Here is a 16,823-nt window from a genome sequence, read left to right as displayed (position 1 = left end):
TGCAGTCCTTCGGCAAGAATAAGGGTAGTATGGGAAAAAAGGCTTATTTTTACTCTTCCTCTCCGCAATTCATCGTGACTTATGCAGGACCAGCGAAACTTTTCCTGCCTTAGGGCCGTCTATAGTTACAGTTATTTACACAGAAGGGATGGAAATTCATATGAGAAAAGCATTGCACCAATCCTTACGGATGGTTCTCTCTGCATCAATGCTACTGGCATTCGCTGCGCCCCTCACAGCACATGCAGCCGAGAAGATCGAGGTATACGATTCCTATACCAGCAAAAGCAGCAACATACAGCTGTATTCGGTAAGTCAATTGGACGGGAACCAGTTCATCAATGCCGTCATTGCCCGGCAGCCGGATGGGACATTTGCCAAATGGCCGGACGCTTTTCAACATTTCCGGGAGAATAACAGCGGGAACTTGCAGTTAACGGGGATGGACGATCCGGAGCAAGCCTATGTCTACGATACACAGAGCCAGTCCATTGTGCGCAAAAGCGAATACGACCTCTCCCCTGACGGCCGCTGGGGTGTTCTGGAGCGTTCCCGTTATGAACGGCAGCCTGAAGGCTATATCGCAAAATATGGCGATCAGTATCTGAGAAATTCGGCGACCGGTAAGGTATCCGTCTATCATTCTACTCAGCGGTATTACAATGCCCGGTGGATCAACCAGCATACGCTGCTTGAGAGCGGATATAATGAGGCTGCCAAGCAGAATGTGATCAGTACCTACGATCCGTCCACCGGGAAGCGGCAGGAGCTGCTGAAGGGGACCTTGCACAACCTGAACCTGTCGAAGGGACTGCTGCAATATGTCAAAAACGAGCCTAAGCGCCTCCCGTGGATCTATAATCTGAAGGACGGATCGTCAAGGCTGGTCAAGGACACCCGCGAGCTTGAAGTCTTGTTCCCTGCTCCTGCATTCTCCAGACCGGAAGTTACTTTTCCTAAGGATATGCTGCTAAAAGACCTGCCGGTGACGGAGATGCCGATCACCTTAGCCTATGAACACAACCTGAATCTGGACGGCAAAAGTGTGGATGTATCCACCGTTTTCACTAAGGGCGGACAAGAGTGGATACCGGTGAAGCCCCTTGCTGCAGCACTCGGCTGGAAGGTTGAAGTCATGAACCTTAGCGCAACCGGCGACCCTTCCGCGGCTTATATCTACAAAATCACAAACGGCAGCAATCACGCGGTCCTTACGCCTGTGAACAGCTTCAATTCGGCAAGCCGGCTGTATATCGCACCAGCGCAGCTTAAGGAGCTTGGGTACAAGAGCATCAAGGTCACTCCATATCTGAAATAAAATCACTCATGCGGCGCCTCCCTTGCCCCGTGTCTGATATACAACAAAGAGGATGTTCCCGGACGGCGCGGCCGTATTAGGAACATCCTCTTTGACTATGATGCGCTGGGTCCTGGGGTATGTCCCCTCAGACTGGAGCGCTATGAAGTTAATTCTGCTTGGCCGGCTGCAGCTGATCCCGCTGCTGACTGGAGATGAAGAAGAGTGCTGTCCAGATCAGCGCGAAGCCGACAAGCTGCGGCAGGGTTACAAGCTGCTGGTACACTACCCAGTTAATCAGAATCCCGGTCATCGGGAAGCTGAGTTCGGCCAGGGTCGCTACCGAAGCTTTGGTCGTATTCAGCCCCTTGTAATAGAGCAGCATGCTGAGCAGTCCGGGCAGCAACGCCTGCAGCAGCAGGTTAACAGCAACTGCCGCTGAGCCGCTGATTCCGCCGCTCATCTGCCACGGGGCGCCTTCCATGCTTGTAATTACGAACAGCAGCGGGAGCGCCAGAATGAAGCGCAGTGAGGTTACTGTCTCATATTTCATCGAGCCCAGCAGATAGCGGCCCATAACTGTAGAGCCGCCCCACAAAGCCGCAGCGCCCAGCGCCATCAGGCTTCCTACACCCATGAAGCTGTTCACATGGCCGAAGGGAATCGTCCAGCCGAAGGTCAGCAGGTACGTCCCGGCCAGGGCAACGATAAGCAGCGGTGCGAAATTGCGCGGCAGGCGTTCTTTTAGAATAACAGCGGCAAGACCAATGGCGAACAAGGGCTGAAGCTTCTGAAGCAGCAGCACGGCATTGAAGTCTCCGCTGGATAAGGCTTTCGTGAACAGAATGGTCGCTACGGCTGAGCCGCCCCACGATACCACGAGCAGCGCTGCGGCTTGGCGCAGACGGACACCCTTCAGCTCTGCACGATTGCGCCACATTACCGGAGCGGCAACCAGGAAGAGCACGACATGCTCAAGCAGCACAATCTGGGACGACGTCAGGGATTTCAGCAGGATAATGCGGAACAGCGGGTCAACTCCCCATAAGGCCGCCCCCAGAACCACCAGCCAGAATCCGCTGCGCACCGGTGCGGTACGCAAGCCTTGGGATGAAGCAGATACATTACTCATCTTTCATTCTCCTTGTCGATACAAACCCTCGATAGAGATCAAAAACCCCCGTGAGCCCTGTGAACAGGACAAAAATCGGGGGTTGTTATCAATAAAGACATACGGAATAGACCCGCGCCTTTATCTTATGATCCTCTCCCATCCGGACTTTACCGTCGGCTCTGGATTGTCACCAGATCAGTCGCTTCCTCTTGTGATAGAGTAACGAGTCGCGGGCTTAGCTCTCACGAACATCACCGCCGGTCAGGAATTTCACCTTACCCCGAGAATCTTGTATTCTGTTATTATTTTCACAATCTCAGAATACCTCTGATTTTTGATTTCGTCCAGCTTTTTATGAAAATAATCATGATATTTCATTCAATAATCATTCGAACCATCACTCTGCTAACCCAATCTGCTTGCCGCATCCAGGTTCTGGTTCGTTTGGCAGAAACGGCAGTGTGCGCTACACTATAGTATGAACATTAATCATCCCTAAATATAGAGATCTATTTGGAGGTCATCATGAAAAGAAGTTTTTCGATCAATCTGCTGTATTCCTTCTTTGCGCTGGCTGGGCTCACAGTTGCCGCCTTTATAGCTTATTTCATTACCGCTTTCACCAAAGGATATCTGTTCTATGGTCCGCTTGTCCTGGTAATCGCTGCGGGCTTGGCACTGCTCTCCGTAATCTCCATCTTCGGCCTGTTCAGAAGACGGCTGCGCCAGATCCTGCTGGGAAGCTTCGTGGGTCTCTGTCTGCTTACAGCCGCTGGCTATGAGATCAGACAAGCTTATATCAACAGCTTAGCTGAGGTTAGTGAGCAGGAGGTCAATCTCAATCAGTATGCCCCTTTTGCGACAAATACCAAAGCCGCATCCCTGAACCATAAAGCTTCCTACCAGCTTATGATGAACCTGCCGCGCCTGGATGGAGCAACAGCGCTGTACCCGCTGTATTCGGCTTTTGCCCAAGCGGTCTACCCGCAGGATAACTATTCCCCCTTCGTCCAGAAGGAAGGGACCGATTTCGTGGTATGCACCAGCACCTCTGAGGCCTACAAACGGCTGATCACAGGAGAGGCCGATATCATCTTCGCTGCTGCCCCTTCGCTGGCCCAGACGAAGCAGGCGAAGCTAGTAGGCCGTGAACTGAAGCTCACTCCAATCGGCCGCGAAGCCTTCGTCTTCTTCGTCAACAAGCGCAATCCGGTGGACAGCCTGACCACGGATCAGATTAAGGATATCTATTCCGGCACCCTCACCAATTGGAAGCAGGTCGGCGGCAAGGATGACCCGATCCGCGCTTTCCAGCGGTCTGAAGACAGCGGCAGCCAGACCCGGCTCCAGAAAATCATGGAGGACCGCCAGCTGATGACCCCACCAAAGGAGAATGTGGCAAACGTCATGAGCGGCATTATCAGCCAGACCGCCAACTACCGCAATTACAAGAATGCACTGGGCTTCAGCTTCATGTTCTATGCCACGCAAATGAACGCCAGTGATGAGATCAAGCTGCTGGCTATCGATGATGTGCCGCCGTCCACAGAGAGCATCCGCAGCGGAGAATACCCGTTCACGACTGAATTCTATGCCGTAACCGCCGGCAGCACCAATCCGAACATCGAACCGTTCCTGAACTGGATTCTGTCCGCTGAGGGCCAGGAGCTGGTTGAGAAGACCGGGTATACGCCGGTTAAATAAGCAGAGCGCCAGCATCCTAGGGGGTAAAAGGATGCTGGTGCCTGCACTTGCCAAACGTGTTCGGTTTTTCGATTACATTCGGCCCGCATACCACCGCACTAACTCATTGTATTTGGTTTTTCACATACATTCTGAAGCGATCTCCTACTCATTCCGGCGGTCCGCCTAACTCTGGCCAATCTGAGAGTTTTCTCTCTCACCGACCGCTTGTATAAAGCAGCATTGTTGCACTTTTTGCAGGACTTCTCTATTACAGTTACTGGCTGGGGTACATTGTTGCATCATTTGCAGGAATTATGGTGTTTAGAGTCAGTTAGCGCTGGATTAGTTGCAATTCGTGCAAGATTTCAACATAAACCGCTCCTATCGAACAGTATTGCTGCAATTCGTACAGGATTTCTCAATTAATGTTACTGGCTGTGGAGCAATAGGCCCTTCCCTTATCGCAGCACCCATTGCATTATGCTTTTACGCATACATTCGCCCGCATATCTCCTCACTTGCTCAATTTATTCGCTTTTACGCATACATCCAGCCGCACACTGCTAAGCCCGTCCTCTGTATTCGGTTTCCCGCCTACATCCGGCCGCACACAGCAGCAGCCCTCCCGGAGGCCTTCCTCCGGCGAGGGCTGCTGCTGTGAACTTATCCCATATAATGCTCAAAAATCCGTTTGCGCTTCTCCCCGTCCGGGTCGTTAACCACACGCGAGGATTGGTCAAAGATCATCGTAGCCCGCGTGTTCGGCGTGTACTGCGGCCAAGCCAGTCCCGGCGCTGCCGGATCTCCACTATGGGCGAAGGCAGTCCAGGCGGTCTGCATTGCCTCAGCCACTGCCTCCATCTCCGGCGTCACGCTCAGGCCATACTGCTTCAGCACCGGGAGGTTGTTGAAGACATACAGAATCTCCGCGCCGTGAATGGCCTTCTCCAGCAGAGGATGCCCGGCCACCGTCCAGTCGAAGCGGTACATCCAGACGGGCGCATGCCCTTGCTGCTTCTCCGCGAACGAAATGGAGCTGGCCCAGAAGAACAGGTCGGTCAGCACCTCAGCCTGTCCTTCCCAGCTCTGGCTGTAATCCGAGGTCAGCTCGGAGAGGTCACCCACTCCCATCAGCTGCTCCAGCGCTTTGAGCGATTGCTCGAAGTTGTCCGCCTTCTGCCCCTCGCGGAAGAACAGATTGCCTTCATGCAGATTCGTTCCGATCAACACGGGAATGCCGCTGGCAGCTCCCGCTGCGATGGCCTGTACCGGCTCAACCGGCAAGGTGCCCGGCTCAATAACCGGCTGGAAAAACATATTCATCGAGTCTCCGGACAGCTTGTACGCCATCCGGCCTGCGGCTTCCATGATCTCTCCAGCCGGCAGCGTATGCAGAAGCTGCGTATCACCGCCAGGCTGAAGGCCCAGCTCTGCCAGGAAAGCGGCGGCAATCTGCCCGCCGAGCTCTTCATTCAATGTCTGTGCCGCCCCGCTCTCCATTATGGCCCGGGCGAACAGTCCCTTCGCCGCAGGCATCGCCAGCAGTGCAGCAATACTCATGCTCCCTGCCGACTCCCCGAAGACCGTGACACGCGCCGGATCCCCGCCGAATGCAGCGATATTCTGCTGCACCCATTCCAGGGCAGCAATCTGATCCAGGAGGCCCAGGTTGCTGCCCAGTCCTGCGCCCAGCGGAGACAGATGCAGGAACCCGAGCGGACCCAGCCGGTAATTCACGGTAACCACCACGACCTTCCCGGAGACGGCCAGCTTGCTGCCCTCGAACATCGGCTGGCTGCCTGCGCCGGTAACGAAGGTGCCGCCGTGAATCCACACCATCACCGGCAGAGCTTCGGTCTCCTCCGCAACCGCCGGGGACCAGACATTCAGATATAGACAGTCTTCATCATAAATAGGGGTGGTGCCGCCAAACCGCGTCCCGCTGGTGCTGACCGGCTGCAGGCTGACTGGTCCGAACTTGACAGCCTCCCGCACGCCGCTCCAGGACTCCGGCGGCTGCGGTGCCCGGAAGCGCAGCTCTCCAAGCGGCGGGGCAGCGAACGGGATGCCGCGCCACACGTTCACGCCGTTTCCCGCTTCTCCCTCCAGTTGCCCGTAAGCTGTATTCACCAGTTGTCCTGTCATTGCAATCATTCCTTTTCGCTTTATTCCTCAGTCTTTTCTTCGATGACTCTGTAGAGCCCGGAGCGGAAGCGGAACCACTGGAAGATATGGGTCATTACCACCTTAAGCACGGCGTAGCCCGGCACCGCAAGTATGATACCTAGTACACCGAACATTTTTCCGGCAAAAATAATCACAAAAATAATTGTAATCGGGTGAATCTTCAGCGATTTCCCCATAATCTGCGGCGAGATAAACTTCCCTTCGATCAACTGGACGGCGGTCCAGACAATGACCATCTTCAGCAGCATAAATGGTGAGGTCACCATCGCCACAATCAGCGCAGGGGTAATCGCAATAGCCGGCCCCAGATAAGGAACTACAGCCGTACAAGCAGCCACGATCGCCAGAACCAGCGAATACTCCAGCCCGATAATCAGATACCCGATATAGAGCAGTGCTCCGATACAGCAGCTGACAATAATCTGGCCGCGGATATACGATGCGATCTGATTGTTCATTTCCTGCATCACCATCCGGGACTGCGGCCGCAGCGCGGTAGGGATGAGTCTCATGAGGTAGTCGGGCAATCTTTTGCCGTCACGCAGGAGATAGAAGAGAATGAACGGTGTAGTCACCACAGCCAGTACAATTTCGGTCAGTGTTCCCACGAAGCTGCCCACGCCGCTGACGGCATTATTCAGGAAGGCTGTGGCCCAGGTCGTTACCTTGCTGGTAATATCACTAAGGTCCGTGCCCACGCTCGACTGAATCTTGTTGAACAATTCACTGCCCGTAAGCTGGAGGAACTCCTCCTGAATCTGCTCACTGTAGACGGGGAAGTTGTCAATCAGGCCCATGAGTTGGGTGCGGATGATCGGGATGACCATCAGCAGCACCAGAGTAATGATTCCGATAATAATCAGATACAGAATGACAATGCCATACGCCCGCTTCACCCGGCTTCTCTTCTCCAGACGGTCCACCAGCGGATTCAGCAGATAATAGGCGATCCCTGAGAGCAGCAGCGGCGCTGCCACCGTATGCAGAAGCACAGACAGCGGCTTGAACACAAACGGAATCTTTGAGAATACGAGTATCGTTAAGCCCACCAGCAACGCAATCAGCAGACCTACCACAAACTTGTTGTTCAGAAAAAACTTTTTGAATTTATCCGGCCATACCTGCCGTCTATCCATATCCTGCCGCCCCCTAGCTGCAACTCTTGCCTGTTAAGTGTGATTATTTGCACTATGTATAAGCATAGTAACCCTGTGGCTGCAAGTCAAATCAGGGATCATCAACGCAAATAACAGCCATTGTTGATATCAAAGGTGGCTCCGGTATAAGCTCTGGCTCTGCTGCTCAGCATAAAAATCACCGTATCGGCAACATCCTCCGCCAGCAGCGGTTCGGGATTTAACTGGTGTTCCCGGTATTCCTGCTGCCTCCAGGCCGGGATATCTCCCATCATCGGGGTGGCCGCCATGGTCGGAGCCACCGCATTCACGCGGATCGAAGGGGCAAAATTCATTGCGCAGCTCTTGGTCAAGCCAAGAATAGCAGCCTTCGTTAGACCGTATATTGCGTCGGAGCTGCCCTCCTGGCCGGAGACTGATGACATGTTAACGATGACGCCCTTCTGCTTCCGCTCCAGCAGCATCCGCCCGAAGGCCTGGGAGAAGTAGACATACCCTTTGATGTTGATATCCATCACGCGGCTGATCTCCTCCGGAGTATACTCCAGCAGGCTGCGGCCCAGATAGATCCCTGCATTGTTAACCAGCCCGCTCACATGAGCATGCTCTTGCTGAAGGGCTGAGAAGAAGTGCTCCACCTCGCTGTAATCGGCGACATCCAGGCGGTAAGTATAGAGCTTATCCGTAGCGGCTTCATGCTTCAGCTCCTCCAGACGCGGTCCATCCAGGTCACAGGCAATAACCTCTGCTCCCGCCTCCAGACTATGTCTGACAATAGCCTTACCAATACCTGAAGCCGCACCGGTCACTATTACTTTCATTCCTTGCAGCATCCTTTGACGTTCCTCCCTTTATTAGGCTGAATAATCACTGTCTTACTGAAAGCGCAAATCGACAATACTTCCGGTCCGCCTGAAGCCCACCGACTGATAGACTTTATTAGAATCCGGGTTCGCCGCATCGGCGTATAGCATGGGGGTCAGACCCTTGCTGAGCAGTTCAGCACACAGGGCAGCTACAGCCGCACTCGCGTACCCATGCTTGCGGAACCCACGCGGAGTGTAGACCTCATTAATCCGTGCATGCCTGGCAGACTGATGGGCCAGATGAACCATGGACACCGGCTGTTCCCGGTCGATCCACAGACGGAGCCTGCCGGACTCCGTGACCGCCCCGGCATAGTCCAGATGATCCTCCGGTGCACTCTCCATACCGAAGCAATCCTGCACGAATCCGGCTAAATACCCCGCGATGAGCGGAATATCGTCCGGCTCCGCCTGCTGCAGCTTCCCGCCGACACCATGCGGCAGCTGCACCTGCGGGCAGTGATAGGCCTCCATCATCATCCGTACATGATGAGAATTGCCGGTAAGCTTGCTGTAGGCATCGGCGAACAGCTTCCCCGTCTCCGACGTTCCGGTAATTCCCGGCAACTTCCGGTCCGCCAACATTTCCGCCAGCTGGCTTACAAGGGAAAGGCGCCTCTCTTCAGTCAGCTCCGGTGATAACCACAACCACAAGTTACGCCCGGCGGCATGGGCGGCAATCAGGTCATTCTCCTCCGTCTTCAGCCGCAGGGACTCCTGATTCCCCGCGATCAGATGAATCAGGTTATATTCTACTTCTTCCTGCATGAACAGCCTGCTGTGCAGCACATCATCCTCCAGCCCAAAGCTTACAAACATCCCGCTTCCCCCCTCTTAGACTTTTCTATCTATTGTAAAGCCCCCATTGGAAAAAATAAACAACCCGCAGCCGGAATTATTCCGTCAACGGGCTGTACTAAGCCTCTTAGGTTATTTCTTCTTCTTCCCTTTGGCACCCTTCGGGGTCGCGGCCTTGAGGCCTTCTTCGTAGGTGTAGAGCAAATGCTCCTCGAGCTGTTCTCCCTTTAGCAGCTTACGCACCAGACTTTTGGCCGACTTAGGGGTGACATCCCTGTACCATACGCCTTCGGGGTATGAGATCACTACACAGGCATCCGAGCATCTTCCATTGCAGCGGGTTACCGTTGTATGGATCAGCGCGTCTGCTCCTTGCTTCGTAATCTCATCCTCAATCGCTTCGGCTACCTCTTCACCCTTGTGCTTCTTGCAGTCACTTCCGTTACAGATCAGCAAATGGCTGACCGTTCCTTGCAGATTCCAGGTTGTCATGGCAGTTCCGCTCCCTTCAATACAACAATACCCTGCTAGTCCTATAACCTTAAACTCTACTGCCCTTTTCGGGGATCGTCAATAGAAGGAAAGACTGTTATACTGACATTGAGAATGATTATCATCTAAGAAAAGAGTGACCTGAAACATGCAGACGCGAAATGCCGGCAGTTCATGGCCTAATCCTCACAGCTTTTATATTCCGGTACGTGTAGCGGCACTGGATCAAGCCTCCATTAACCGTGACAATCCCATTCAGCCCTTCACCTCATTCCTGGCGGTAATCACCGGAGGAAGCGGAGTCATTGAGCTGAACGGCGAACACATCCGTCTATCCGGCGGTCATATTCTGTGCAGTGACAGTTCGGCAGATAACAGGCTGCCTCGCGGCCATAAGCTGCAGGGCGTGTGGATCGAATATGCTGTGATCTCCGGCAACATCCGGACGTTCAGCCCGCTGAACCATGGTCAGCCGGTCCGAAGCTGTCCGCCCCACTTAAGCACGCTCGCTGTGCAGCTTCTTAACGGCTGGAACCAGCCGGAGCAGCATACGCCGTTTGCCTTACAAGCCCTGTTCACGGAGCTGCTCAGTGAGCTGTACGACAATTCTGCGGAGTGCGCAGAGCGGCCAACTCAGTGGATTGACCATGTACTGCATCATATAGAGTCCCATTATAATGAAGATTTGACGAGAGAACAGGCTGCCGGGCTTGCCGGAATCACCCCGGAGCATTTCTCCCGCAGCTTCCGCAAGTTCACCGGACAGACCTTCAACGAATACATAACGCTGCTGCGCATCCGCAAGGCCCAGCAGCGTATCCTTACAGGAGCTCCGAATCTGAGTACGCTGGCGCTTGAGGTAGGATATAGCGAAGGGACCTATTTAAGCCGCAAATTCAAGCAGGTCGTAGGCATTTCCCCTTCAGCCTTTCACCGTAAGAGCAAATCCGTAGTCTCGCTGAACTTCAATCATACCGCCAGCCTCCATGCGCTCGAAGTCATTCCCCGCCTGGGAGTCTACTCGGCCTGGATGGAGAGCATGCAGCCCGTTCCCTCCAGGAAAAAGCTGCTGGATGAAGGAATCGGCTCTGAAGGTCTATACGAACGTCTATCTTCAGCCCGGCCGGATGTCATTATCAGCTATTCCTTGCCTGACAAGAGCAAGCAGCTCCTGTCCGTAGCGCCGGTGATCGAGATTCCCTTCATGCAGATGGATTGGCGGGAGCAGTTCCGCCTGATTGCCGAGGTGACCGGGCGTCAGCCACAGGCAGAGGCCTGGCTAAGCCACTATGACTGGCATTGTTATCAAGCTAATCAGCTGCTCGACCGGCAGATCGGTGACCGGGGGACCGCCATGGTCCTGGAGCTTGGCGCAGAGACAGCCTACTGCTTCAGCAGCAGCTATGGCCGCGGGACGCAGATTCTGTATCATGATCTTGGCTTCCGCCCGCCGCTTGGCCTTGTTGCCGAAGGACTGCTGGATAAGGGTTATCTGGAGATTGCCTTCCATAACATTGCCCGCTACTCCGCTGACCATATCTTTATTACCTCAAGCAGGAAGGCTGCTGAAGCGCTGGAGCCGCTGCAGAGCTTTCTTCACCCTGTACAGCAACAGCCCATCAACGGCTCAGTAGGCGGAAGAATCTACTTCCTGAATCAGTCAGGGATGTTCTACGGCTTCGATCCGCTCTCCTCCAAGGCCCAGCTGAAGGTGCTGGTGCAGGCGCTGACATCATAAATTTACATAGCCGGACATCACATTCAGCCATAGTCTAATCCGGGGAAACTCTGTAAAGTGTTACCTGAGAATGATAATCGTTCTACATTAAGGAGGCGACATCTTGAAAATCCCATATTTACAATCACGCCGCATTCACCGGAAAGCTTGGATCGTCCTGTCTTTGCTTCTGGCATTGACTCTTATCGCCTCTGCTTGTGGAAATAACACTTCTAATAACAGCAGTGGTGCCGCTTCAGCTAAGGCTACCGGGACACCCGCTTCCTCCACCCAGGCAGAGAAGGCTGCTGCAACCACAGCTCCCGCCTTCCATACCGTGACCACTGTGAACGGAGATATTGAAGTGCCGGCAGCACCGCAGCGGATTGTTGCCGAGGAATATCTGGGCAGCTTGATTGCCCTGGATACGATTCCTGTCGGTGCTCCGGGGCTTACACTGGAGAATATGTATTTCAAGGAATTCCTAACAGGAGTAGCCGATACCGGCACTTACGGCAAAATGTCACCGGAGAATATCCTCGCGCTGAATCCCGACTTGATTATCTCCGGCAATGCAGACAGCTATGCCGCGCTCAGCAAAATTGCCCCAACGGTTATTGTGCCGTACGGTGATTTGAAGAATGCGCATGAAGAGCTGACCTATTTCGGCAAGCTGCTGGGCAAGGAGCAGGAGGCAGCAGCATGGCTGGCTGATTACGATAAGCGTATTGCGGACGCCAAGGCCCGCGTGGATGCAGCGATTCCTGCCGGGGCCACCTTCAGTATTCTCGAGCATGCAGACAAGTCCACCTGGGTCTATGGGGACAACTTCGGACGGGGAGGACAGCCTATCTATCAGGCACTGGGGCGCAAGCCTCCGGCTGGAGTGGCTGATGAAATTATGGAGAAGCAGTGGGCAGAATTATCCGCTGAGACCCTGGGTAAGTATGCGGGTGATTATCTGGTCATCACTGACAATACCCGAACTGCTCAAGACTTCCAGGCAGACCCGATCTGGGGCAGCCTGCCAGCGGTCAAGAACGGGAAGATTTACGTATGGAAAGAAGAGCGCTCCTGGTATTATGATCCGATTGCCGTTCTGGCCCAGACGGAGGAGCTGGCCGATTGGCTGACCGGGGCACAACAATAATGGTGTCATGAATACGCTGCCTGTGGCCTTGAACGGCTTCCGGCAGCTTTTGGCGTTTACCCTATCCATAACTCGGAGATAATATCTGTAGCCCGCCGCGCCGGAACCGGCAAATTATTCTTGCGGTGCACAAGGAGACCTCCATGAAGATTATCAGTATCTATGTCCTGTTCGCTGTTCTTACGCTCACGTTAATAGTCATCATTGATGTGATGTCCGGGATCAGTCTGCCTGCCTCCATTCATTCGCTCGGGACCATCTTTGCCACAACTACACTGCAGGAAGGGGTATGTATCACAATCTTCCTGCTCCTCCCGTTCATCCAGGTTGCCATTCATGCCTCTAAGAAGCGTCAATCCCGCCGGAAACCCTCTTAATTCTGCTGACGGTACAAGCCGAACCTCCGCCGGACACGATGAATCAGCAGCAGCAGTATGGGAATTACCGCACAGAATACCGGCAGAAGCGTCTGCAGAAAAGTCTTCCCGTCATTCATATGCTCCGTGTAATTCTGCGCGCTGACAAAAGAGCTGAACAGCATAATCACAGCTGCCGGGATAACCAGCCTGCTGGTATCGTTTACCTTGAACAGATCGTTAGCAATCGCAACAGCAGCATAACAATAGACGCTCAGCTTAAAGAACGCCCCGATAATCAGCGTCAGCATCACCAGGGCATCCAGCCGTTGAATGAAATTGGCCATATTTACAAGAGTAATGGTCGTAAACATGGGAAAGGCGGTCCGGCTGTACAGATTTTCTCCCAACACAGCCATCTCAATGGCATGGGTGAAGCTCAGCAGGCAGGCACTGACAATAATCGCTGCGATCCCTGTTTTCTTGATTTTCCGGGAGTTGTTGAAATGGGGCAGAATGGTGGTGAAGCACATCAGCTCGCCGAACGGAAAGATCAGGATGTTGGGATAGGCTGATTTCAAGGCTTGCTTATAATCGCCCATATGAAGCGGAAACAGATTTCTATACTCCACCAGCCCGGCCGAGATTACAGCGACAATACAGATGCACCCCATAATGATCACAATCCACAAAACAATCTCGGCGGTCCTGGCAAATACCTCTATCCCTTTGCTAAGGATGTACATCACTGCAATAATCATAATTGAATTAATGATCAGAATCGGGGTTTTGTCATAGGAGGCCGAGATCAGCAAATCCCCCGCTTCCCGCAGATTTCTAGACCCGTTATAGAGAATTACCGGCAGGAACAGCAGACTTACCGGCCAGCCCAGCCATGGCCCTAGAATAGAACGCGTATATCCGCTTATGATCTGGTTCGGGAACTGGAGAGAGAGGTGTGCGAACACCAGATACAGCAAAATGCCTCCCGGGAGGGCAAACAGAATGGCGAGCCAGACTGCATGTCCGCTCTCCAGGCCGATAGGGACGAGGACGGCAGTCCCCAGCTCAAACAGAATAATCAATGCCAGCAGCTGGTTCGGGCCGATCACTTCTTTTTTCATAACAACAATCACCTGATTTCTGCGGTTAAGCCGATTATTTACCTTCGGGGATATAGGGTTTCAGACCCATGCCGGTACTGCGGATGTAAGCCTTGATCTTAAGGTCCAGCCTTCCCTTCGCAAAGACTCGGCCCCAGTCCCCGTCCAGTGCCGCCCATTCCTGCGGATTCGTCCGTTTCAGCTCATTGCCGAAATTGAATATATCACTCTCCAGCTGCTGCCCCTTCTGAAAAGCCTGCATGACCTCAATCCTCGTCTTCTTCTCCAGCCCCTGTTCAATCTTCATGATTTCCTCCCGCTTGCTGAGGTCTACGAAGCTGTCTGTTTCGTTAACGCTTCCCTCCTCCGCAATCGTCACATGAAAGACCGGAAGACCCTCCTCCATCGTGGTCTTTACCTCCGTTCTGGAATAGATGATATTGACGGCAACGGACTCTTTTTTATCATCTGCATCAATATTGAGTACTGTTTCTTCTATCTGGTTAAGCAGCCACTCGGTTCCTCTTGCTTCGGAGTCCTTCATCCAGTAGAGCAGCTTCCCCTGCCTGAACACCCCAAGCCCGTTCATCATCGTCTCAGTCAAGGTTTCAGACCCTTCCAGATTACTGCTCTTCTCCCCCTCCTCGGCATTTCCCTTAATCTTCACCGCATTGATCGTCAGATCGCCTTCTCCTGTAATGGCGTGAATGACATCGAAGACGCTGATTGGCCGGTTCTCGCCCCAGACTCTGGAGGTATTCTGCGCCTTTTTGACCAGCCCCAGGGCCGGCAGACTCTCTACAGGGGTCAGCAGCTTCAAGACTGAAGCGGCATCACTGTCACGGGCGACTAATATTTCTGAATTGAGCCGCAGCTCATGGGACCGCTCGAAGATGTCGAAGATATCGTTAATCCCGTCCCGCGCCAGGCGCTCCCCGAGTACAATTAGCTGGGTATGGGCAAAAAAAAGCTGGCGGGTCACATGCTTCGACGCCCGCCGCAACGCGCCGAACATCGTTTTGTCTGTGGCTGACACCACCACTACAGCAGGCTTGCCGCTTCCGGGAGAGGTACTTGTTGATGTGGAAGACGGATTGACCAATTGAAAGGTGACCCGGTATTCATCGGTCTCCGGAACGAGATCCATCCCGATCCCGCTGACAACGGCCAGCTCATTCAATTCCCGGCTGTTCCAGCAGCCGCCCAGCGGCAGGACCAGCACCGCTACGGCAATCAGACGCAGCAGCCCCTTACCGTTCATCAGATTTCCTCCCGGCGGCCCTTTTCCCTGCGGGAGAGGCTGAAGAGCGCTTGCTGTTGTTGACAAGCCGCTTTCTGAGCCTCGTGAAGCTCTGCGGGGAGCGGATGAAGGTATCCTTCAGATTCCCCGGAACAAAGGGACCAATAGGCGTCATGTAAGGAACACCGAGCGAACGCAGGCTGCACAAATGGGCAATCAGCATAATAGTGAATATGGCGATGCCATACAGCCCCATAAATGCGGCGATTCCCATGATGATAAACCGCAGCATGCGGATGGAGAGGGCCATGTTGAAGGCCGGGGTAGCGAAGCTGGATATTCCTGTTAGGGAGACCACGATTACCATCGCCGGCGAGACGATCCCTGCCTGAACCGCTGCTGTCCCGAGCACCAGACCGCCGATGATGGAGACGGTCTGGCCGATGGGCGAAGGCATACGTACCCCTGCTTCCCGGATAATCTCGAAGGTAACCTCCATGAGAACCGCTTCAACAAAGGCAGGGAACGGCACCCCTTCCCGCTGTGACGCCAGATTGATCAGCAGCGGGGTTGGAATCATCTCCTGATGGAAGTTCAGCGCAGCGACAAAGATCGCCGGGCCATACAGGGAAATAATAAGGCATACGAACCGGAGCATCCGGATCAGCGAGGAGATATCATACCGCTGGTAGTAATCCTCCACCGTATGAAAGAACATGAAGAAGGTGGTAGGAGCGATGAGGACAAACGGGGTACCGTCCACGAAGATAGCGATCCGTCCATCCAGCAGATTGGCTGCCACGCTATCCGGGCGCTCCGTATTGAACATGGTGGGGAACGGCGAATATTTATTGTCTTCCACAATCTGCTCGATATATCCCGACTCCAGAACCATATCGACCTTAATCTCCAGGAGCTTATCCTTGAACGCCTGAATCGTCTCTTCATCTGCAATGCCGCGGATATACATAATCGTAATATCAGTGTGGGTGACATCGCCCAGCTTCATCGTTTCAGTCCAGAGGTCCGGGTTCTTGATGATTTTGCGGACCAGGGCAATATTCGTGCTGATGGTCTCGGTGAAGCTTTCTTTGGAGCCGCGGATGGCGACCTGGGTACCTGCCTCCGTAACCGCGCGGGACTCCCCGCCGCAGGTGCTTCCGCTGATACCTCCCCCCACTCCGTTCACCAGAATAACCGTATCGCCCGAGAGCAGCGCCTCCAGCAGCCCGTTAATATCTGTAACGAGCTTCTCCTTGCCGATGCTAAGGGCATTCTCTTTAATATAGCTGTAGACTTCCTCCGGGGTTACCGCAAGCCGCGCACGGTCATTCAGAGCTTGAAAGGACATCACATGCGAGATATAATCATCAACCATCACTCTGTCTGTTATGCCAGCGACATAAATTGCAGCCACACGGGCTGTTCTATTAATTAGTTCATAGGTGCGTATAACCAGATCGGGGCTGTTGCCGAGCCTTGCTTGAATGGTACTGATGTTGTCTTCCAGCTTAGGGGAGACCGGCGAATTTAAATTATCCATATCCGCACCTCCTGGCTCTTACTATTCGCCCGCTATTCATTTTTTATACAGCATATGGAATGTGTACCAAGTGGAAACAAGCTGTCCCCCTACGGAATAATCCGTGTAAGGGACAGCTTGTGCAGATATTGCTTATAA

The 16,823-nt window shown here is 53.6% G+C and carries 14 protein-coding genes and 1 riboswitch; of the genes, 5 read left to right on the top strand and 9 right to left on the bottom strand.

Annotation, left to right across the window (positions count from 1 at the left end; genetic code table 11):
• Window positions 1-160: 160 nt before the first annotated feature.
• Complete coding sequence (locus NSU18_RS31150) at window positions 161-1,318, top strand: hypothetical protein (protein WP_341150902.1); 1,158 nt, start codon at window positions 161-163, stop codon at window positions 1,316-1,318.
• Window positions 1,319-1,466: 148 nt separating this feature from the next.
• On the opposite strand, the gene NSU18_RS31145 is transcribed toward NSU18_RS31150, so the two are convergent.
• Window positions 1,467-2,429 (bottom strand): DMT family transporter, encoded by a 963-nt coding sequence (locus NSU18_RS31145; RefSeq protein WP_341018243.1) that lies wholly within the window; start codon window positions 2,427-2,429, stop codon window positions 1,467-1,469.
• Between the two features lie 126 nt (window positions 2,430-2,555).
• Window positions 2,556-2,703, bottom strand: a riboswitch (FMN riboswitch).
• A gap of 233 nt (window positions 2,704-2,936) precedes the next feature.
• On the opposite strand from NSU18_RS31145, the gene NSU18_RS31140 reads away from it, so the two are divergent.
• The gene (locus NSU18_RS31140) at window positions 2,937-4,115 is read left to right on the top strand and encodes a substrate-binding domain-containing protein (RefSeq protein WP_341150901.1); all 1,179 of its coding nucleotides are present in this window, start codon (window positions 2,937-2,939) and stop codon (window positions 4,113-4,115) included.
• Between the two features lie 645 nt (window positions 4,116-4,760).
• On the opposite strand, the gene NSU18_RS31135 is transcribed toward NSU18_RS31140, so the two are convergent.
• From NSU18_RS31135 to NSU18_RS31115, 5 genes are all read right to left on the bottom strand, one after another.
• Window positions 4,761-6,242, bottom strand: a complete 1,482-nt coding sequence (locus NSU18_RS31135) for a carboxylesterase/lipase family protein (RefSeq protein ID WP_341150900.1) — start codon at window positions 6,240-6,242, stop codon at window positions 4,761-4,763.
• Window positions 6,243-6,262: 20 nt separating this feature from the next.
• Window positions 6,263-7,420, bottom strand: coding sequence for an AI-2E family transporter (locus tag NSU18_RS31130; protein WP_341018240.1), 1,158 nt, complete (start codon window positions 7,418-7,420; stop codon window positions 6,263-6,265).
• A gap of 101 nt (window positions 7,421-7,521) precedes the next feature.
• Entirely contained in the window at window positions 7,522-8,253 is a 732-nt protein-coding gene (locus NSU18_RS31125) for an SDR family NAD(P)-dependent oxidoreductase (RefSeq protein WP_341150899.1), read from the bottom strand.
• A gap of 42 nt (window positions 8,254-8,295) precedes the next feature.
• Window positions 8,296-9,105 (bottom strand): GNAT family N-acetyltransferase, encoded by an 810-nt coding sequence (locus NSU18_RS31120; protein ID WP_341150898.1) that lies wholly within the window; start codon window positions 9,103-9,105, stop codon window positions 8,296-8,298.
• A 111-nt stretch (window positions 9,106-9,216) separates the two neighbouring features.
• Entirely contained in the window at window positions 9,217-9,576 is a 360-nt protein-coding gene (locus NSU18_RS31115) for a (2Fe-2S) ferredoxin domain-containing protein (protein WP_341150897.1), read from the bottom strand.
• 148 nt (window positions 9,577-9,724) lie between these two features.
• On the opposite strand from NSU18_RS31115, the gene NSU18_RS31110 reads away from it, so the two are divergent.
• The 3 genes from NSU18_RS31110 to NSU18_RS31100 all read left to right on the top strand — a co-directional run bounded on the left by NSU18_RS31110 (window position 9,725) and on the right by NSU18_RS31100 (window position 12,820).
• Window positions 9,725-11,314, top strand: a complete 1,590-nt coding sequence (locus NSU18_RS31110; protein ID WP_341150896.1) for an AraC family transcriptional regulator — start codon at window positions 9,725-9,727, stop codon at window positions 11,312-11,314.
• A gap of 109 nt (window positions 11,315-11,423) precedes the next feature.
• A complete protein-coding gene (locus NSU18_RS31105) occupies window positions 11,424-12,443 on the top strand; it encodes an ABC transporter substrate-binding protein (RefSeq protein ID WP_445321881.1) in 1,020 nt (339 codons plus the stop codon).
• 143 nt (window positions 12,444-12,586) lie between these two features.
• Window positions 12,587-12,820: a hypothetical protein gene (locus NSU18_RS31100; RefSeq protein WP_341018233.1), complete on the top strand. Its 234-nt coding sequence runs from the start codon at window positions 12,587-12,589 to the stop codon at window positions 12,818-12,820.
• Here the strand turns inward: NSU18_RS31100 and NSU18_RS31095 are convergent.
• The 3 genes from NSU18_RS31095 to NSU18_RS31085 are packed head-to-tail and all read right to left on the bottom strand — an operon-like array spanning window position 12,817 to window position 16,685.
• Window positions 12,817-13,923, bottom strand: coding sequence for a GerAB/ArcD/ProY family transporter (locus tag NSU18_RS31095; protein WP_341150895.1), 1,107 nt, complete (start codon window positions 13,921-13,923; stop codon window positions 12,817-12,819). The genes NSU18_RS31100 and NSU18_RS31095 overlap by 4 nt on opposite strands.
• Window positions 13,924-13,957: 34 nt before the next feature.
• Window positions 13,958-15,163 (bottom strand): Ger(x)C family spore germination protein, encoded by a 1,206-nt coding sequence (locus tag NSU18_RS31090; protein ID WP_341018230.1) that lies wholly within the window; start codon window positions 15,161-15,163, stop codon window positions 13,958-13,960.
• The gene (locus NSU18_RS31085; RefSeq protein ID WP_341018229.1) at window positions 15,153-16,685 is read right to left on the bottom strand and encodes a spore germination protein; all 1,533 of its coding nucleotides are present in this window, start codon (window positions 16,683-16,685) and stop codon (window positions 15,153-15,155) included. Before NSU18_RS31085 ends, NSU18_RS31090 begins: the two co-directional genes overlap by 11 nt.
• Window positions 16,686-16,823 lie beyond the last annotated feature (138 nt).

This window comes from Paenibacillus sp. FSL H8-0048 (genome assembly GCF_038002825.1).
GTDB lineage: Bacteria > Bacillota > Bacilli > Paenibacillales > Paenibacillaceae > Paenibacillus_AQ.
This window is presented reverse-complemented; position numbering and strand designations above follow the sequence as displayed.